Source organism: Nonomuraea zeae (assembly GCF_005889725.1).
GTDB classification, from domain to species: Bacteria; Actinomycetota; Actinomycetes; order Streptosporangiales; family Streptosporangiaceae; genus Nonomuraea; species Nonomuraea zeae.
Genome location: NZ_VCKX01000127.1, coordinates 14077 through 32951 on the forward strand (window position 1 = coordinate 14077; position 18875 = coordinate 32951).

The 18875-nt window shown below is 71.9% G+C and carries 13 protein-coding genes; 7 read left to right on the forward strand and 6 right to left on the reverse strand.

The features are described 5' to 3' along the window. Positions 1-277 precede the first annotated feature (277 nt). Complete coding sequence (locus tag ETD85_RS33535; protein ID WP_138693823.1) at positions 278-3568, forward strand: ATP-dependent helicase; 3291 nt, start codon at positions 278-280, stop codon at positions 3566-3568. Next, entirely contained in the window at positions 3562-6846 is a 3285-nt protein-coding gene (locus ETD85_RS33540) for an ATP-dependent helicase (RefSeq protein ID WP_138693824.1), read from the forward strand. The genes ETD85_RS33535 and ETD85_RS33540 overlap by 7 nt, the downstream gene beginning before the upstream one ends. Here the strand turns inward: ETD85_RS33540 and ETD85_RS33545 are convergent. The 4 genes from ETD85_RS33545 to ETD85_RS33560 are packed head-to-tail and all read right to left on the reverse strand — an operon-like array spanning position 6806 to position 12032. Further along, complete coding sequence (locus ETD85_RS33545) at positions 6806-7876, reverse strand: type III PLP-dependent enzyme domain-containing protein (RefSeq protein WP_240779604.1); 1071 nt, start codon at positions 7874-7876, stop codon at positions 6806-6808. The two genes, ETD85_RS33540 and ETD85_RS33545, sit on opposite strands and share 41 nt — an antisense overlap. After that, entirely contained in the window at positions 7873-9411 is a 1539-nt protein-coding gene (locus ETD85_RS64870) for an IucA/IucC family protein (RefSeq protein ID WP_138693825.1), read from the reverse strand. The genes ETD85_RS33545 and ETD85_RS64870 overlap by 4 nt, the downstream gene beginning before the upstream one ends. Further along, complete coding sequence (locus ETD85_RS33555; RefSeq protein WP_138693826.1) at positions 9412-10896, reverse strand: IucA/IucC family protein; 1485 nt, start codon at positions 10894-10896, stop codon at positions 9412-9414. It abuts the gene before it with no gap. Next, positions 10893-12032 (reverse strand): ATP-grasp domain-containing protein, encoded by a 1140-nt coding sequence (locus tag ETD85_RS33560; RefSeq protein ID WP_138693827.1) that lies wholly within the window; start codon positions 12030-12032, stop codon positions 10893-10895. The genes ETD85_RS33555 and ETD85_RS33560 overlap by 4 nt, the downstream gene beginning before the upstream one ends. Positions 12033-12177: 145 nt before the next feature. On the opposite strand from ETD85_RS33560, the gene nudC reads away from it, so the two are divergent. Beyond that, positions 12178-13152: an NAD(+) diphosphatase gene (gene nudC, locus ETD85_RS33565; RefSeq protein WP_138693828.1), complete on the forward strand. Its 975-nt coding sequence runs from the start codon at positions 12178-12180 to the stop codon at positions 13150-13152. On the opposite strand, the gene ETD85_RS33570 is transcribed toward nudC, so the two are convergent. Beyond that, positions 13153-13401 (reverse strand): mycoredoxin, encoded by a 249-nt coding sequence (locus tag ETD85_RS33570; RefSeq protein ID WP_138693829.1) that lies wholly within the window; start codon positions 13399-13401, stop codon positions 13153-13155. Positions 13402-13496: 95 nt separating this feature from the next. After that, positions 13497-14399 carry an alpha/beta hydrolase gene (locus ETD85_RS33575; protein WP_240779605.1) on the reverse strand — a complete coding sequence of 301 codons (903 nt, stop codon included), beginning with the start codon at positions 14397-14399 and terminating at the stop codon, positions 13497-13499. Between the two features lie 152 nt (positions 14400-14551). On the opposite strand from ETD85_RS33575, the gene ETD85_RS33580 reads away from it, so the two are divergent. The 4 genes from ETD85_RS33580 to ETD85_RS33595 all read left to right on the forward strand — a co-directional run bounded on the left by ETD85_RS33580 (position 14552) and on the right by ETD85_RS33595 (position 18362). Then, positions 14552-16588 (forward strand): ATP-dependent DNA helicase UvrD2, encoded by a 2037-nt coding sequence (locus tag ETD85_RS33580; RefSeq protein WP_138693838.1) that lies wholly within the window; start codon positions 14552-14554, stop codon positions 16586-16588. A gap of 130 nt (positions 16589-16718) precedes the next feature. Beyond that, positions 16719-17588 carry an acyl-CoA thioesterase II gene (gene tesB / locus ETD85_RS33585; RefSeq protein ID WP_138693830.1) on the forward strand — a complete coding sequence of 290 codons (870 nt, stop codon included), beginning with the start codon at positions 16719-16721 and terminating at the stop codon, positions 17586-17588. Positions 17589-17701: 113 nt separating this feature from the next. Beyond that, positions 17702-17965 carry a hypothetical protein gene (locus tag ETD85_RS33590; protein WP_138693831.1) on the forward strand — a complete coding sequence of 88 codons (264 nt, stop codon included), beginning with the start codon at positions 17702-17704 and terminating at the stop codon, positions 17963-17965. A 127-nt stretch (positions 17966-18092) separates the two neighbouring features. Next, entirely contained in the window at positions 18093-18362 is a 270-nt protein-coding gene (locus ETD85_RS33595) for a WhiB family transcriptional regulator (protein ID WP_138693832.1), read from the forward strand. The last annotated feature ends 513 nt before the right edge of the window (positions 18363-18875 follow it).

Genomic DNA, 18875 nt, shown 5'->3' on the forward strand with positions numbered 1-18875 from the left:
CCCTTGCCTGGATCCCCTACGCAACACGATATGTCGCGTCTGCTCGCTGTCAAGATATATCGCGGTTCATGGCCGTGCGAAGGACGCTCGTGGCGAACAGGGCTGGCGGCGTGTCGCCACGAAAGTGGATATTTGCCTCGATACGGTAGGCGGATCGCGTGGGGAGACCGGGCAAGTCGGCACGATCTACCCCTGTGGTCTGGTGGAATCTAGTGCTGTGAGTGGTCAGACCTGGCGGTTGGTGCGGCGTGGCAGCGGCGGACCTGTTGTGCCCCCTGTGCTCGATGAGCACCAGCGTGCCGTGGTCGAACATCAGAGCGGTCCCCTCCTCGTCCTCGCAGGTCCGGGCACCGGCAAGACCACCACGATCGTGGAGAGCGTCGTCGACCGGATCGAGCGCCGCGGCGTCGACCCCGAGCGCGTCCTCATCCTCACCTTCAGCCGGAAGGCCGCCGGAGAGCTGCGCGAGCGCGTCACCGGCCGGCTGCGCCGCACCACGCGCACCCCACTGGCGCTGACCTTCCACTCCTACGCCTACGCGCTCCTGCGCCGCGAGGCCGTGCTCGACGGCAAGGCCCCGCCGCGCCTGCTCACCGGCCCCGAGCAGCTGCTGGAGATCCGGCGGCTGCTGCACGGCGAGCTGGAGAGCGGCGCGCTCGACTGGCCGGTGTCGCTGCGCGAGCCGCTCAAGACCCGGGGCTTCGCCGAGGAGCTGCGCGACTTCCTGTCGCGCGCCAACGAGCGCGGGCTCTACGGCGAACGTCTGGTCGACCTCGGCAAGCGGCACGGGCGCCAGGACTGGGCGGCGGCCGGCCGCTTCTCCGAGCGCTACCAGGACCGGTTCGACCTCGACCCGGAGGAGACCTACGACTACGCGGAGCTGATCGGGGCCGCCTCCGCGCTGCTGGCCAGGCCGGAGGTGCGCGAGCGCGAGCGGGCGGCGCACGACGTGGTGTTCGTGGACGAATACCAGGACACCGACCCGGCCCAGGAGCTCCTGCTCGACCAGCTCGCCGGCGACGGGCGCGACCTGATCGCGGTGGGCGACCCCGACCAGTCGATCTACGGGTTCAGGGGCGCCGACGTGCAGGGGATCATGAAGTTCCCCGAGCGTTTCCCGGCCCGCGACGGCCGCGAGGCGCCGGTGCTGGCCCTGCGGGTGTGCCGGCGGAGCGGGGCCGACCTGCTGGAGGCCTCCCGCCGGGTCGCGGCCCGCCTGCCCGTCGCGCCCAGGCCCGACCACGTCTACGGCCAGGAGCATGGTCACCGCGAGCTGGCGCCCCTGCCGGAGGCCGAGGCGGGCGAGGTCAAGGTGCTGCTGGCCGACAGCACCAGCCAGGAGGCCGCGATCGTGGCCGACACGCTGCGGCGCGCGCACCTGATCGACGGGGTGCCGTGGCACCGGATGGCCGTCCTGGTCCGCTCGGCCAAGCGCCAGGTGCCGCTGCTGCGGCGGGCGCTGGTCAACGCGGGCGTGCCGACGATGATCGCGGGCGACGAGGTGCCGATCGCCCAGGAGCCCGGGGTGCGGCCGCTGCTCACCATGCTGAAGGTGGCGCTCGATCCCGCGCAGCTCGACGAGGGGGTGGCTGAGGAGCTGCTGACGGGGCCGCTCGGTGGCACGGACATGATCGGCGTACGCCGCCTCCGCCGCGCCCTCAAGATCGCCGAGAACGAGGCCACGAACGCCCTCGCGGACGAGCCCGGGACGGCGGACGCACCCCCGCCGGAGGCTCCTGGCACACCCCAGTCCGACGCCGTACCCGAGCCCGACGGCCCCGACCCGGACCCTGAGGAGGAAACGGACGCCGACGCCGGGACGGGCGTGGCGGCGGAGGACGGCGAGACGGTGCCGGAGGGGCCGGCCGGGGCGCGCTCGTCCGGTGAGCTGCTGGTCGCGGCGATCAAGGACGTCCGCGAGCTCACCCGCATAGAGCCCCACATAGCCCTCCCCGCGGAACGCGTGGCCAAGCTGCTGGTGGCCGCCCGCCAGGCCGCGGCCGAGGAGGGCACCGCGGAAGACCTCCTGTGGGCCGTGTGGAACGGCAGCGGCCTGGCCCCACGCTGGACCGAGCAGAGCCTGGCGGGCGGCCCCAGAGGCGCGCAGGCGGACCGGGACCTCGACGCCGTGGTGGCCCTGTTCGACCACGCGGCCAGGTTCGTGGACCGGATGCCCAAGGCGGGCCCCGAGGTGTTCATCGACGACCTGGCCGCCCAGGAGATCCCCGGCGACACGCTGGCCGACCGGGCCCCCGACGGCGACGCCGTACGCGTGCTGACCGCCCACCGCTCCAAGGGCCTCGAATGGGACGTCGTGGTGATCGCGGGCGTGCAGGAGGGCGTCTGGCCTGACCTGCGGCTGCGCGGCTCGCTGCTGGGTGTGGAGGACCTCGTGGAGGTGGTGGAGGGCGCGCAGCCGAGCGCCGCCTCGCTGACCTCCAAGCTGCTGGCCGAGGAGCGCAGGCTGTTCTACGTCGCCGCCACCAGGGCCAGGCACCGGCTGGTGGTGACCGCCGTGGGCGGCGAGGACACCGACGAGCGGCCATCCAGGTTCCTGTCGGAGCTGATGCCGGGCGCGGTGGAGTCGGCCACGGTGGACGACCGCGCCCGCTGGCTGAACATGTCCGCGCTGGTCGCCGACCTCCGCAGCGCCGTGACCGACCCGACCAAGCCCGCCAAGCTCCGCCAGAAGGCCGCGCAGCAGCTCGCCCGCCTGGCCGCCGCCGGGGTGCAGGGCGCCCACCCCAACGACTGGTACGCGCTCACGCCCATCTCCGACGACCGCCCCCTGAGCTGGCCGGACGACATCGTCAACATCTCGCCCTCGGCGGTCGAGAGCTTCAGCAAGTGCGGCCTGCGCTGGCTCCTGGAGACGGCCGTCGGAGCGGCCGGCACCAGCACGGCCCAGGGCCTGGGCAACATCATCCACGCCCTGGCCGTGCTCGCGGCCACCGACCTGCCCAGCGAAGACCTCCTGGGCGACCGCCTCGACCAGGTGTGGAGCGAGCTCGACTTCGGCGGTCTCTGGTACAACCGCAAGCAGCGCCAGGTCGCCGAGCAGATGATCGGCAAGTTCCTGCGCTGGCACAAGGAAAATCCGCGCGAGCTCGTGGCCCTGGAGGAGGCGTTCACCGCGATGGTCTCGGACGGAGTCCAGATCAAGGGGCGCGTCGACCGGGTCGAGCGCGACTCCGAGAACCGGGCGGTGATCATCGACCTCAAGACGGGCGGCTCGAAGCCCAAGGCGGGCGACCTCGACCGGCACCCGCAGCTCGGCGTCTACCAGCTCGCCGCGCTGCTCGGCGCGTTCGCCCGGCACGGCATGACGGAGCCGGGCGGCGCCGCCCTGGTCCAGCTCGGCAAGGCGGCCGGCAAGAAGGACGCGATGGAGCAGACACAGGGCGCGCTGGCCGACGACAAGAACCCCGGCTGGGCCGCCGACCTGGTCGACACGGTGGCGACCGGCATGTCGGGCCCGTTCTTCCAGGCCAAGGTCAACGACGGCTGCCGCACGTGCGCGGCCAGGGCCAGCTGCCCGGTCAACGACAACGGGGGCCAGGTGTGCTGAGCCCCGTCGAGCTCGCCGACAAGCTCGGCGTCCTGCCCCCCACCCGCGAGCAGGCCACGGTCATCGAGTCCCCGCTGGAGCCGATGGTCGTCATGGCGGGCGCGGGCTCGGGCAAGAGCGAGACCATGGCGGGCCGCGTGGTCTGGCTGGTCGCCAACGGCCTGGTCAAGCCCGAGAACGTGCTGGGCCTGACCTTCACCCGCAAGGCCGCGGCCGAGCTGGCCACCAGGGTCAGGGAGCGGCTCAACGGGCTGGCGGAGGCGGGCCTGGTCGCGCCGGGCGCGCTCGACAACGAGCCGACCGTCTCCACCTACCACGCCTACGCCGCCCGGCTCGTCACCGACCACGCGCTGCGCGAGGGGCTGGAGCCGACCATGCGCCTGGTCACCCCCGCCGTGTCGTGGCAGCTCGCCTCGCGGGTGGTGGCGATGTACGACGGGCCGATGGACCGGATCGAGTTGGGCCCTCCTTCGGTCACGGCCGCCGTGCTGGAGCTGGCCGGCGAGCTGTCCGAGCACCTGCGCACCGCATCCGACGTGCGCCGGGTGGGGGAGTGGCTGGCGGGCCGGCACGCCGTGCTCCCCGGCAGGACGACGCTCGCCCAGCGCAAGCCGCTCAGCGTCCATGCGGCGAGGGAGCAGCTGCTGCCGCTGGTGGAGGCGTACGAGCGGCTCAAGCGCGGCCGCGAGGTCATCGACTACGGCGACCAGATGTCGCTGGCCGCCAGGATCGCCGCCAACCACAAGGAGGTCGGCGAGATCGAGCGCTCGCGCTTCTCCGTGGTGCTGCTCGACGAATACCAGGACACCAGCCACGCCCAGCTCGTCCTGCTCAGGTCGCTCTACGGCGGCGGCCACCCGGTCACGGCCGTGGGTGACCCGTGCCAGTCGATCTACGGCTGGCGCGGCGCCTCGGCCGGCAACCTGCGCCGCTTCCCCCGCGACTTCCGCACGAGCGCGGGCGACCCGGCGGAGATCCGCCAGCTCAGCGTCAGCTTCCGCAACGGCGACCGCGTGCTCGACGTCGCCGCCCGCGTGCAGCTCCCGCTGCGCATGGAGGCCCGCGAGGTCCCCGTGCTCGTCCCCGGCCCCAACCGCGTCGACAGGGGCCGCGTCACGTGCGCCTTCCACGAGACCGCCGACGACGAGGCCAAGTGGATCGCCGACGGGCTGGCCAGGATCCTCGGCCAGGAGGTCGCCCCCGACGGCATGCCCTGGGGCGAGAAGGAGCGCAAGAAGACGCTGGCCATCCAGCCGCAGGACGTGGCGATCCTGGCCCGCAAGCGTTCGCAGTTCCCCGCGCTGCGCAGGGCGCTGGAGGATCGCGACATCCCGGTCGAGGTGGTCGGTCTCGGCGGCCTGCTGACCGTGCCCGAGGTCAACGACATCGTCGCCACCCTGCGCGTCCTCTACGACCCGACGGCCGGCGACGCGCTGGCCAGGCTGCTGGCCGGGCCGCGCTGGCGGATCGGGCCCGCCGACCTGCGGGTGCTCGGCGAGTACGCCAGGGAGCTGGCCCGCGAGCTGAGCGAGAGCCACCGCGCGGCCGACCCGCTCGACCAGGTGGTGGCCGACCTGGCCGAGGAGCGCGGCAGCCTGGTGGACGCGCTGGACGAGCTGCCCGACCGGGAGGCGTGGCTGGAGTCGTTCTCGCCGCTGGCCCGCACGAGGCTCGTCGCGCTCGCTCAGGAGCTGCGCCACCTGCGGGCGCACACCGCGCAGCCGCTGCCCGACCTGATCACCGAGGTCGAGCGCAGGCTCGGCCTGGACATCGAGGTGGCCGCGCGCAGCGGCACGGTGGGCGCGTTCGCGGCGCGGGCCGACCTGGACGCCTTCCTGGACGCGGCCTCCAGGTTCGCGGGTGACGCCGAGGATCCGACGCTGGGCGCGTTCCTGGCCTACCTCCAGGCGGCGGAGAGCGAGGAGTTCGGGCTGGAGGCCGGCCGGGTCGGCGAGAGCAACAGCGTCAAGCTGATGACCGTGCACGCCTCCAAGGGCCTGGAGTGGCCGATCGTGGTCGTGCCCGGCCTGTCCCGGCTCATCAGCTCGAAGGGGACGATCGCGACGGGCAGCGTGTTCCCCGCCACGCCGGTCATGAACAGCCGCTGGACCGAGAACCCCCGCAAGCTCCCCTACGCCCTGCGCGGCGACGCCGCCGACCTGCCCAGGCTGAGCGGGCTGAGCAAGGAGGAGCTGGGCGCGTTCGACGAGCTCTGCCGCGAGCGCGACCTGATGGAGGAGCGCAGGCTGGCGTACGTGGCCGTGACCCGCGCCCACTACCACCTCATCGCCTCCGGCTACCGGTGGGGCAGCGCCACCAAGCCCCTGGAGCCGTCGGAGTTCCTGCTGGAGATCCGCGACACCGCCGACCGGGTCGCGTTCTGGGCCCCGGAGCTCGCGGAGGGCGAGAGCAACCCGCTGCTGGCCGAGCCCGTCGAGGCCATCTGGCCGGTGACGCCCGAGGGCCTGCGCTACGAGTCCGTGCTCGACGGCGCCCGCCTGGTCGAGAGCGCGCTGGCGGGCACCCTCGCCGGGGAGGACGAGGACGAGCCGCTGCGGGCGTTCGAGGAGGAGCGGCTGCGCGCCTGGGAACGCGACACCGACCTGCTGCTGCGCGAGCGCGAGCTGCACCGCCGCCGGCCCGCCACGATCGTCGAGCTGCCGTCCAAACTGACCGTGTCGTCGCTGGTCACGCTGGCCGCCGACGCCCGCGAGCTGGCCCGCAGGATCCGCCGGCCGGTTCCGGTCAAGCCGGCGCCGCTGGCCAGGCGCGGCACGTCGTTCCACAAGTGGCTGGAGACGCGGTGGGACCAGCAACGGCTGATCGACGACTTCGAGCTCAACCCGTACGAGGAGCCGGAGGAGGCGGACGTGCGGCTGGCGGACCTCCAGGAGCGGTTCGAGGAGAGCGAGTGGGCGGATCGGCGTCCGGTCGATCTGGAGGTGCCGTTCGAGACGATGATTGCCGACCGGCTGGTGCGCGGGCGGATGGACGCCGTGTTCGAGCTGCCCGACGGCGGCTACGAGGTCGTCGACTGGAAGACGGGCGAGCCGCCCAAGGGGAAGGCGGCCAAGGCCGCGACCGTGCAGCTGGCCGCGTACCGGCTGGCCTGGTCGCACCTGGCGGGGGTGCCGCTGGAGAAGGTGCGGGCCGCCTTCCACTACGTGCGCGCGAACAGGACCGTCCGCCCGGTGAACCTGCTCGACGCCGAGGGCCTGGTCAAGCTGATCGAGGGGGTCAAGCTCGCAGATAGTGGAAAGAAGGCTTCGGGTGCATGAGGAAGTCGTGGTGGGAGATGTTCCAGGCATAGGCCCCGGCCATCTCGAACACCACCGTGTCCCCCACTCGGGCAGAGGTCACGATATTTCGGGAGAAGACGTCTTTCGGGGTGCATAGCTGGCCGACGACCGTGAGCGGCTCGCCGGTCACACCCGGCCCGGCGCCGGTGGGCAGGATCGTGAGTGGCTGGTCGTGCCCCTTGGTCACCGGCGTCCGCAGGTGGTGCGTGCCGCCCAGCACGATGGCGTACGCCTCGCCGCGCACCCGCTTCACGTCCACGACCCGGGTCACGTAGTAGCCGCAGTACGCGGTCAGCGCCCGTCCCGGCTCGATCCGCAGCCGCCGCCCCCGGCGCAGCGCCGCCAGCCCCGCCCCGTAGGCCGCCCAGTCGAACCTCGACTCCGGCCGGTCGTAGGAGACCGCCATGCCGCCGCCCAGGTTGACCTCTTCGTGCTCGGTGCCGAGCAGCGTCTCGGCCAGGGTGAGCAGCTGCCCGGCGGCCAGGCCGCTGGCGAGGTGGGTGTGCAGGCCGCGCAGCCGTACGCGCTCGCCGAACAGCGGCAGGCACTCCGCGACCCCCGCCTCATCCATGCCGAACGGCCCGCTCATCGTCAGCGCCGCGCCCTCGACCGGCAGGTCCGGGTTCAGCCGGAGCAGCACGTCGGCCTCCAGGCCGGTGGCGAGCAGGCGGCGCAGCTCGTTCGGGGACTCGACGTGGATGCGGTGGTGTGGCAGGCGCAGCTCGGCGTCGGTCTTGCCGGGGCCGCCGAGCGCCACCGGCGTCCCGGGGAACAGGCCCGTGACGTGCGCGTGCTCGCCTCCCGACGAGACCTCGAATCCGTCCACATGCCCGGCCAGCACGCGCAGCAGCTCGGCGTCCGGGTTGGCCTTGACGGCGTAGTACACCTCCGTCGCCCCCATCGCCCGCCGCACGGCCGCCGCGTGCTCGTCCAGCGCGGGCAGGTCGTACAGGTAGGCGGGGGTCTCGGGCAGGCTCGGCGCGACGTCCAGGACGCGGGGCGGGATCACGCGAGCGGGTTCGCGATCGGCACGTACCCGGCGGCGCGGTCGGCCGCCCTGGCCCAGCGCACGCCCAGGTTCGCCTTGGCGGGCAGCGGCGCGCCCGCCAGCAGGTCCGAGAACGGCAGCGGCCAGCCCAGGTCGCCGGCCTGCTTGGCGAGCAGGTCGCGGGCGGTCCGCCACAGCTCGCGCAGCAGCCCGTCGTCGGCGCCGGCGAGGGTGGCCGCGATCTCGGTGAGGTGGTTGACGAGCAGGCAGTAGACCACGCGCGCCCATCCGCGCCCGGCGTCGTAGGCGAGGGCCGCGGCCACCTCCGGGTGCAGGCCGTCCAGGTCATGGCGGTCCGCGACGAGCTTGGTGCCCTCCAGGTCGCGGAAGACGGCCTGCACGGGCAGCCCGGACGCGTCCAGGCCGACGAGCACGTTCTGCAGATGGGGCTCCAGTACGACGCCGTGCGCGAAATACAGCTCCAGGACCGGCAGCGCGACCACCGACACGTACGCCGCCCACCACGCGAGCGGATCCCGGGCCGGGGCGTCCAGGGCGAGGGCGGCGGCCAGGACCGGGGTCACGCCGGGCGAGCAGACGCTCCACGGGCTCTGCCGGACGATCACGCCCAGGCCCTCGCGCAGCCTGGTCCCCAGGGCGGCCGAGCGGTAGCCGGGCTCGGGCAGCCAGCGGGTGGCCGGGTGCCTGATCGCCAGCTCGTCGAAGACCGGCCTCAGCCGCGAGGTCAGCTCCACGGCTCCGGCGAGCTCGTACCAGGCGTTCTTCCGCACGCAGTTCGTGATCCGCACATCGAGGGAGAACTTCAGGCAGACCTCCGCGTCGGGCGCGTACACGGTCCGCACGGACGAGGTCGGCAGCACGGACGGACCGGGCCCGAGGTCGAGCAGCTCGGGCCCGAAGGCGGGCCGCAGCAGGCCGAGCTGCCATGGATGTGCGGGCAGCAGCCGGTACCCGGCGGGCGCCGCGCCCAGCGAGTCCAGCACGGCCGCGTCGCCCTCCTCGGCGAGCACGTCCTCCCGCACGCCGAGCAGCCTGAGGGGGAACTCGGCGTGGGCCTCGGGCGCGTAGTCCAGCCAGCCGGAGCCGCCGCGCGCCTTCGGGCTGGGATGGAACGGGTGCCCGTAGACGAGCGCCTGCTCCGAGGCCAGCCACGGATCGGCCGGCGGCACGGCCTCGGCCCTGGCCCGCAGGATCGCGGCCACGGCCGCCCGGCTCGCGGCCACCTGCCCGGCGAACTCGCCGTTGTCCCCGGCACCCTGCAGATCGGCTTCGACCAGCAGGACCAGCTCATCGGCCGTCAGCGGCCGCCAGGAGCCGTCCTCCAGGCGCTCAGGCGGCCCCTCGAAGCGCAGCGCCGCCCCGCCGTACGCGCGGGCCCGCAGGAGCGTCCCCGCGATCCGCAGCAGCACGTACGGCGGAGCCGGCCAGACCAGGCCGCGCGGCCCGGCCACCTCCCGCACGCAGCAGCGCAGCAGCGCCGCCAGCGTCGCCTCCTCGGCCAGGAGGGACGGCGTGTCGATGGCCACTCCTCGCATTCACGCTCTCCTCAGGTAGTTGGGCCCGCTGGTGCCGTAGAACTTGTTGATGTCGCCCGCCCCCGAGCGCTCCTTGGCCACGAGCGTCCCAGCGGTGATCATGGACTTGCCGGTCAGCCGGGCCGCGCCGAGCGTCCTGGCGCGCAGGAGCCTGGCCATGGGGTCGTCGCCGTACTCGTCGAGCGCCTCGGACAGCGTGTCGCGCAGCAGCGCCGCCGCCCGGGCGTGCGGGAGCGCCCCGAACGTCACGGCCGCCGCCGCCAGGTGGAGCGTGATGGTCACGAAGACGTCGGCCAGCGCGTGCGGGTCGTCGTTCAGCATCCGGGCGTCGGCGAAGCCCGGCACCTCGACGCCGGCCGCTCGCAGCCGCGCGGGCGAGGCCAGCAGCCCGTCGTTGTCCTTGACCAGCAGCCGCATCCGGTCGCCGGAGAAGACCAGCGCGAGGTTCTGCTGGTGCGCTTCCAGCGCCACGCCGTACCGGACGAACAGCCGTACGTTCCAGCGCAGCAGCAGCCGCAGGTAGGCGGGCAGCACGTCCCCGAGTTCGTCGAGCACCCCCGGGGTGTTCAGCGCGGCGACCGGGACGATCTTCCCCTCGGGCAGCCGCCGGACCATCCAGGCGAGGTATTCGTGCCCCGCGTGCGCATAGGTCTGCTCGTCGGCCAGCAGCACGTCGGGGTCGGCCAGCTCGCGCAGCAGCGACTCCGCCCGCGCGCCGTCGGCCAGCGTGCCCGGCTTGATCGAGCGCCGGTTCCTGACCCCGAGCGTGCTGATCGGGAGCGGGAGCTTGAGCTGCGTACGCGGGTCGATCTCGACGGTCCGCATGGACAACGTGGGGCGCACGGTGATCGCGGACTCGTCGAGCACCCGTACCCCGTCGATCTTCCGCACCTCGTTCACGGTCAGCGGATGCACGGGGAACAGGACGCCGTCGCCCGCCGGCCCTGAAGGCGTCACGTCGGCGGGCAGGCGCTCGGCGGACCCCGGCGCGAGCGCGGCGTGCGGGACCAGCGCCCAGCGCAGCGCGAACGAGGGCCCGAACTCCGGCGCGTACGCCAGCAGCTCGTCGTCGCTCAGCCCGACCCTGGCCCGGGAGGTCGGATAGACCGGATGGTCGGCGAACGCGGCCAGCGTCTCGTAGGACGGCCCCCGGGCCAGCACCTCCTCGGCCCGCGCGTCGAGCAGCTCGGCGGCGGTGAGCGCCGCCAGGCACTCATCGAAGAAGGCCGCCACCCCTTCCGCGTCCGCCGGGTCCGCGACCTCGACCAGCGTCTCCAGGACCTGCTCCAGCCCCAGCCGCTCGTCCGGCGCGACCACGAAGTCCTGGAAGAGCACCCCGGGAGCGAGCCGGACCCACCGCCCGTCCGCCAGCAGCAGGCCCACGCTGTCCTTGGTCCTGGTGATCCGCGCGGACAACCCGCCGTAGTCCTCGCGCAGGAGGGTGTCCAGCACCCGGGCGGCCAGATACGCCTCCCGAGCGCTCATTCCACCACCCAGGGCCGCGCGGAGCGGAAGTCCTCGATGGCGGCGTCCACCCGGGCGCGATCGGGCCCGACGGCCCGTACGACGCCCAGGTAGTCGCGGTTGGTGTGGGTCAGGGAGACGACCTCGCCGACCTCGCGCAGCGGCCGGTGCCACAGCCGTACGCCGCCGGCGGTGAAGGACTCGTGGCCGGGCGCCGACTTGATGGTCCCGGAGCGGTCCGCGATCAGGCTGACCGCGCTCCCGTACCCGGACGTGCCGGGCAGGACGGGCACGCGCTCCCCGAGGTGCACCCGCAGGATCCACTCGAACAGCGGCACCCCGAGCACGTCCCCCAGCAGGAAGTCGCAGTGGTCCCCGATCACGCGGTAGTTGACCTCGATCACGCGGGGGCCCGCCGGGGTGTGCACGTACTCGGTGTGGCAGGCCCCGAACCCCACGCCGAGCGCGCGCAGGGCCGCCAGCACGTGCTCGTGCCCCGCGTCGCGTGGCGCCCAGTCGAGCCGCTCCTCCACGAAGTACGGCAGCGCGCCCAGCGTCGTCCCGAACCCGCCGAGCACCCGCAGCTCGTGGCCGTCGCCCAGGGTTTCGAGCGTCCGCAGCGGCCCTTCGAGGTACTCCTCGACGACCAGCGCCTCGTCCGGCCGGCGCCGTCTGACCTTCGCCACGGCCCCGGCCAGATCCTTTTCGACCAGCAGGACGTCCTCGCTGGCCACACCCTCCCGGGGTTTCAGCACGACCGGATAGGGCAGGCCCTCCGGCAGCGGATCGCCGGGGGCGAGCCGAATCGACCTGACCTGCTCGATTCCCGCCTCAAGGAGCCTGCGACGCATCAGGAACTTGTTCTTGGCGGCCGCGCACGCCCGCCAGTCCTTTCCGGGCAGCCCGAAGTAGGCAGCGGCCAGCGCGGTCTCCGCCTGGATGTGGTCGGAGTTGGAGAAGATCGCGTCCGGCCGGCCAAGATGCTCGATCGCGTCGATCAGCGCGCGCGGATCGCGTACGTCGCACGCCACCGCACGCGGATGCCGCTCCGGCCGATCGGTGAGGACGGTCACCTCGCAGCCCAGCGCCTCGGCGGCAGGCAGGAAACCGTCCGTCACGGAATCGGTCGGTTTGAGCGCGGTCAGGTAGAGCCGCAACGCGAAGGCACCCCCGGATGAATCAGGTAAGGCTAACCTAACTCGTCGATCTTAGCCCCACGGAGATCACCTCGGGGCCCGGATTCGGTAATCGGCGGCCAAGTGCGAGGTCATAGGATGACATGGGATTTGGAAGGGGCGGCCAGTGGAGACCACCGCGGAAGAGCAACTCATCGGACCGCTGCTGCTGGCGCGCGGCACCACGGATCGTTCGTCGGCGTTGCGCGCCGACGAAGAGTGGCTGGAGCGGGCCTGGGCCGACTCCGCGACCAGGGTGCTGGTGATCGACAACGGCCACACTCTGGTACGCCGCACGGGCGATGAGGTACAGGCGGTGCTGTTCACCCCCGCGGACGCGCCGCCGGGCCCGCGCTACCTGCTGGGCGTGGAAGGCGGGGTGGCCTACTTCGCGGTGGCCGCGCCGCTGCCCGGCATCTCCGGCGGCGAGCGCAACGGCCGGGTGACGATCCCGATGAGCCTGCGCGACACGCCCGAGGGCGAGCCGGTGGCGGCCGGCCTGCGTCAGGCCGGCGGCCTGCTCGGCGACCGCGACGCGGGGCTGCTGGTCTTCGCGGTGGCGCTGGAGGCCTGGCACACGACGCACGAATACTGCCCGCGCTGCGGCACGCGCACCGAGGTCCAGGCCGGCGGCCACATCCGCGTCTGCCCGAAGGACTCCAGCCAGCACTTCCCGCGTGTCGACCCCGCGGTGATCATGCTCATCCGCGACCCGGACGACCGCTGCCTGCTCGCCCGCGGCCCCCAGTGGCCGGAGGGGCGGCTGTCGATCCTGGCGGGGTTCGTGGAGCCGGGGGAGTCGCTCGAATACGCCGTCATCCGCGAGGTGGCGGAGGAGGTCGGCGTCACCGTCGTCAATCCGCGCTACCTCGGCAGCCAGCCCTGGCCGTTCCCGCGCAGCCTGATGCTCGGCTTCTTCGCCGAGGCCACCACGACCATGCTCATCCCCGACGCGGAGGAGATCGCCGAGGCCCGGTGGTTCTCGAGGGAGGAGCTGGCGGCGGCGCTGGAGTCAGGTGAGCTGCGCCTGCCGCCTCCCGTGTCGATCGCCCGCCGCCTCATCGAGACCTGGTACGGCGGCGAGCTGACCGGCGACTGGTGATCAGGCCGCTTCGAGCAGGGCCTTGACCTCTGAAGCGGAGGGGTTCGTCCGCACGACGCGGCCGCTGGGCGTGTCGATCACCACGGTCGGCACCGTCTGGTTGCCGTTGTTGACGCTCATCACGAACTCGGCGGCCGAGGGGTCACGATCGATGTCGACCTCTTTGAAGCTGATGCCCTCACGGGCGAGCTGGGACTTGAGCCGCTTGCAGGGGCCGCACCAGGTGGTGCTGTAGACCGTGAGCGCCATGTTGGGAGATCCCTCCAGGGTCAGAGATTCAGGCGCTCCATGCAACAACGCGACGTGCCCGGTTAATCCCCGCGTGGGGCCGGTGGGCGGCCGCGCTATCCGATGCGCTCGGCGATCCAGGCCTGCACGCGCTCGGCCACGCCCGGCTCGCGGTAGAGCGGGGCGCTGTGGTTGATCCCCGGCGCCGTGAACACCGTCACCGGCACGCCCACCTGGCCGAGCATCTGCTTGAGCAGCTGGCTCTGCACCGGCGGCACGAACTCGTGGTCGGAGTGCACCGTCAGCATCGGGGCGTCCTTGCGGCTGGCGTGCCAGGCGACCTCCATGCTGGCCCACACCCGCGAGCACTTGCCCTTGGGCGCGCAGCCGCCGGCCAGGCGGATGGCGGCCGTGCGGAGCTTGCGCTTGTTGGGGTCGGTGGACTTCTCGCCGTCGGAGTAGGCCCGCAGCGGGGAGATGATCGGCGACAGGCCCACGACGCCCTTGAGGCCGTTGATGCCGTCGCCGTACGTGCCCACGGCCGCCGCGATGTGGCCGCCCGCGGAGAAGCCCACGACCACGTAGTTGCCCGGGTCGAACGCCCACCGGTCGGCGTGCTTGCGCGCCGTGGCGATCGCGGTCAGCGCGTCGGTGCGCTGCGCCGGCCAGGCCGCGTCGCCGGACAGGCGGTAGTTGAGGTTGAAGACGGTGTAGCCGAGCTCGGCGTAGCTGCGCGTGATCTCCGTCATGTACTTCTTGTCGCCGCTGGACCACCAGCCGCCGTGGACCAGGAAGATCCCGGGCCGCTGCTGGCCGTCGGGCGTCCACCAGACGTCCATGTTCTGGCGCTGGTGCGAGCCGTAGGCGATGCTCTCCGTGGCCAGGCCGCCGAGGCCGTCAGCGTCGACGGGGCTGCTCACGGTGGGGGCAGGTGTGGGCTCCTTGGTCGCGTTCGCCGCTACGGGTGTGAGCACGACGGCAGCGAGCGCCAGAGCGCCCACGCAAACCGCAGTTCGCACGGCCTTCCTTTCCCCATGCACATGGTCGGCCCCATTGTGGGGGAAGAGACCAGTTCTTTGCATCCTGATGACTATGAACATACGTCGGCCCGCATGTTGCCAGAATAAAGTGCTTCACCGCCAGCGGCTGGGAGGATGAACAGGTGAATAACGTGGATGACGTCCTGGTCGGCCTGGATCCCGAGCAGCGTGCGGTGGCTGAAGCCGTGCGCGGGCCCGTGTGCGTGCTCGCGGGTGCCGGGACGGGCAAGACCAGAGCGATCACCCACCGCATCGCGTACGCGGTCCGCAGCGGCGTCGTCGAGGCGCGGAGCGTGCTCGCTGTGACGTTCACCACAAGGGCGGCGGGGGAGCTGCGGCAACGGCTCAGGGCGCTGGGGGCTCCCGGCGTGCAGGCCCGCACGTTCCACGCGGCTGCGCTGCGCCAGCTCACCTACTTCTGGCCCCGGGTCATCGGCGGCGCGGCGCCCTCGGTGATCGAGTCCAAGCTGCCGATCCTCATCGAAGCCTGCCGCCAGATCCGGAAAAATCCGGATCGGTCCGAGTTGCGGGACATCGCGGCCGAGGTCGAGTGGGCCAAGGTCACCCAGATCGGCCCCGAGGACTACGTGGCCGCCGCGGCCAAATACCACCGCACGCCCCCCGGCCCGGCCGAGGAGGTGGCCCGCCTCTATGAGGCGTACGAGCAGATCAGGCGCGAGCGCCACCTGGTCGACTTCGAGACCATCCTTGAGCTGACCGCGGCGGTGATGACGGAGCACCAGGAGGTCGCGGCGCAGATCCGCCAGCAATATCGCTATTTCGTGGTCGACGAGTTCCAGGACGTCAACCCGCTGCAGAAGCTGCTGCTCGACACCTGGCTCGGCGGGCGCGACGACCTCTGCGTGGTCGGCGACCCCAACCAGACCATCTACTCCTTCACCGGCGCGAGCCCGCGCTACCTGACGGGGTTCGCGGTGGAGCACCCGCAGGCCGCCGTCATCAAGCTCGTCCGCGACTACCGCTCGACCCCGCAGGTCGTCGATCTCGCCAACCTGGTCATCGCCAAGGGCAAGTCGCCCCACCGCCTGGAGCTGGTGGCCCAGCGGCCCGAGGGCCCGAAGCCGGCCTTCTCCGACTACGACGACGAGCCCGCCGAGGCGGCCGGCGTCGCGCGCGCGATCAGGAAGCTGCTCGACAAGGGCGTGCCGTCGCGAGAGATCGCCGTGCTCTTCCGGGTCAACTCCCAGTCGGAGTCCTACGAGGAGGCCTTGTCCAAGGCCGAGATCCCGTACGTCCTGCGCGGCGCCGAGCGCTTTTTCGAACGCCCGGAAGTGCGCCAGGCGGTCGTCCTGCTGCGCGGCGCCGCCCGCTCGGCCAGCGGGGCGCCCCTGGCTTCGGAGGTGCACGACATCCTCAGCGGCGTCGGCCTGACCCCGACGCCTCCCGGAGGCGGCAAGGCCAGGGAGAAGTGGGAGTCGCTGAAGGCCCTGGCCGATCTGGCGGAGGACATGGCGGCGGAGGAGGCGGACCTGCCCGCGTACGTGGCCGAGCTCGAACGCCGGGCCTCCGAGCAGCACGCCCCGCCCGTCGAGGGCGTCACCCTGGCCTCCCTGCACGCCGCCAAGGGCCTGGAGTGGGACGCGGTCTTCCTGGTCGGCCTCACCGACGGCATGCTGCCGATCATCTACGCGGAGACGCCGGAGCAGATCGAGGAGGAGCGCCGCCTCCTGTACGTCGGCATCACCCGGGCCAGGGAGCACCTCTCCCTCTCGTGGGCCCTGGCCCGCGCACCGGGAGGCCGCAAGAGCCGCCGCCCGTCCCGCTTCCTCGACGGCCTCACCGGCCGCGTCTCCTCGCCGCCCCGCATCGCCCCCGCCGCCCGCGAACGCCGCCCGGTGGCCGCCCCGGTCAGCTGCCGGGTGTGCGCGAAGACCCTGGTGGCGGCGGCCGAGCAGAAGCTGGGCCGGTGCGTGACGTGCCCGGCGGAATACGACGAGGCCCTGCTCGAACGCCTGAAGGCCTGGCGCACCGCCGCGGCCAAGGAGGCCAAGATCCCGCCGTACGTCATCTTCACGGACGTGACGCTGCAGGCGATCGCGGAGCGGGCGCCGGGGACGGAGCAGGAGCTGCTGTCGATCGCGGGGATCGGCCGCGTCAAGATGGACCGGTACGGAGAGGCGGTACTCTCCCTCTGCCGCACCCCCTGACCGAGGGCGTCCGTAACAGCCCCGAAACTCCGGCACGCAATCATCAGACAAGTAAGGCCCACCTTTGGGCGCAGATAGGCAGCAGGTCAAACTTGTCCCAGGATCGGAAAGCACGAGGGGGGACGGACACGTGAACGAGGCGCTGAAAGAGCTACTCGACCTGCTCGACCTGGAGCAGATCGAGCTCGACATCTTCCGGGGGAGAAGCCCGGAGGAGCGCATCCAGCGTGTCTTCGGCGGCCAGGTGGCGGCGCAGGCCCTGGTGGCCGCCGGCCGTACGGTCCCCAAGGACCGCAACGTCCATTCGCTGCACGCCTACTTCATCCGGCCGGGCGACCCGTCGATCCCGATCGTCTACAACGTCGAGCGCCTGCGCGACGGCCGTTCGTTCACCACCCGGCGCATCGTCGCGGTGCAGCACGGCAAGGCGATCTTCACGATGTCCGCCTCGTTCCACATCCCCGAGGAGGGGGTGGCGCACCAGGCGTCCGTCATGCCGGTCGTGCCTGATCCCGAGACGCTTCCCACGTTCCAGGACCGGATGTACGAGCTGGTGGGCGACCACCCCGACCTCCGCGACTGGCTCTCACGCCCCCGCCCGGTCGACGCCCGCTACGCCTCCCCGCTCACGTGGGAGGCGTACCAGAACCCGGAGCTGCGCAGCGCCGAGACGAACGTGTGGTTCCGCTACCACGCCGAGCTGCCCGACGACCCGCTGCTCCACGTGGTCCTGGCCGCGTACGCCTCCGACTTCACCCTCGTCGACACGATCCTGCTGGCCCACGGGATGGCGTGGGGCGCGTCGAACGTCATGGGCGCCTCGCTGGACCACGCCATGTGGTTCCACCGCCCGTTCAGGGCCGACGACTGGCTGCTCTATGCTCATGAGTCCCCCTGGTCGGGTGGCGCCCGGGGGCTCGCTCGCGGTGAGATGTTCACTGCGTCGGGTGACCTCGTGGTGTCCGTGGTTCAGGAGGCCATGATCCGCCTGACGAAGTAACAAAATCGCAGGTAGAAAATATGTTGCCCCTTCGCGGGAATCCGGTTTAGGGTCATGGTCAAGCGAGTCGGACACTCCTGTTCCGACGATCCAGAGAGTGGAGGTGAGTCCCGGTGATCAACATCACGATGTCGGCCACGCAGTGGCTCGCCTTCGCATGCCGCGACGCGGTGAGGCTCGCCGATGGGCCCGCCAGACTGCGGCAGGAGAAGTCTGCCCGTAGTCAGGCCTCCGCCTTCTTCCCGCGCGCCCACGCCGGTGCCGGAGTGCAAGGAGCTCCTGTCTACGTCGCACGTATCGAACTGCCGGCCAACCAGCTCACCAATGGTGGACTGTGCGGTCCGCAACCCTGGAGGGATACACCGGTCATAACCTGACCGGCAACAGCCCTCCAGGCCGCGGATCCACAGACCGGATCCGCGGCCTTCTTGTTTGTCCGTGATCCCCGACCCACCTACGAGGTGCACGACCAAGATCAAAAAGCACGATCAAAAGGAGAAGCAGATGGGGGCGAAGACGATCATGGACCTGATCGACGAAGCCAAGATCCCCTGTCGTACCGACCCTGACCTGTGGTTCGCCGAGTCGCCGCAGGACGTCGAGTTCGCCAAGGCACTTTGTGGCGGCTGCCCGATCCAGAAGGCCTGCCTCGCTCGCGCCCTCGAGCGCGAGGAGCCGTGGGGCGTCTGGGGAGGCGAACTGATCCTCCGGGGAACCGTCGTTCCCCGCAAGCGTCCGCGTGGGCGTCCGCGCAAGCACCCGGTCGCTGCCTGAACACCGCACCTACGAGCAAGAAAGCGAAGACCCCGATGAACACTCATTACCCGAGGAGCCGTGCAGTGCCGAATCTCATCCATGACCTGGTGAATGACCGAATACAAACCCTCCACCGAGAGGCGGAGGAGCAACGCCTCATTCTCCGCATCACGCGCGTGCAGCGGGCCCGTCGCCAGGTCAAGCGGGCGAACGACCGCCTCCGCGAAGCCCTGACCAGGCAGGTCTGATCGGGGAGATCCTGCCGCCGGCGCAGGATCTCCCGATAGATCCACACGAAAGAGCCGGGCGCATCCAGCGCCCGGCTCTTTCCCTTTTTCCGTACGTGCCGCTTCCGGGGCGGCGTACGCCCTTCCGGGCCCGCACCCTTTCCGGGCCCGGACCCTTTCCTGGCCCGCACCCTTTTCGCGAACGTCCCGGGCCCGCACTTTTTCGCGGGACGTCCCTCCCGGGGCCCGCACTCCAGCTTCGCGCCCACCTGGAGGCCCGCGTCCCTTCCTCCCCCCAGACCCC

Bases quoted from the DNA above. Each gene is read 5' to 3' on its own strand.
- ETD85_RS33555 (WP_138693826.1), bottom strand. From the start codon at position 10,896: ATGAGCGCTCGGGAGGCGTATCTGGCCGCCCGGGTGCTGGACACCCTC.
- ETD85_RS33570 (WP_138693829.1), bottom strand. From the start codon at position 13,401: ATGGCGCTCACGGTCTACAGCACCACCTGGTGCGGCCCCTGCAAGCGG.
- ETD85_RS64870 (WP_138693825.1), bottom strand. From the start codon at position 9,411: ATGCGAGGAGTGGCCATCGACACGCCGTCCCTCCTGGCCGAGGAGGCG.
- ETD85_RS33595 (WP_138693832.1), top strand. From the start codon at position 18,093: ATGGGGGCGAAGACGATCATGGACCTGATCGACGAAGCCAAGATCCCC.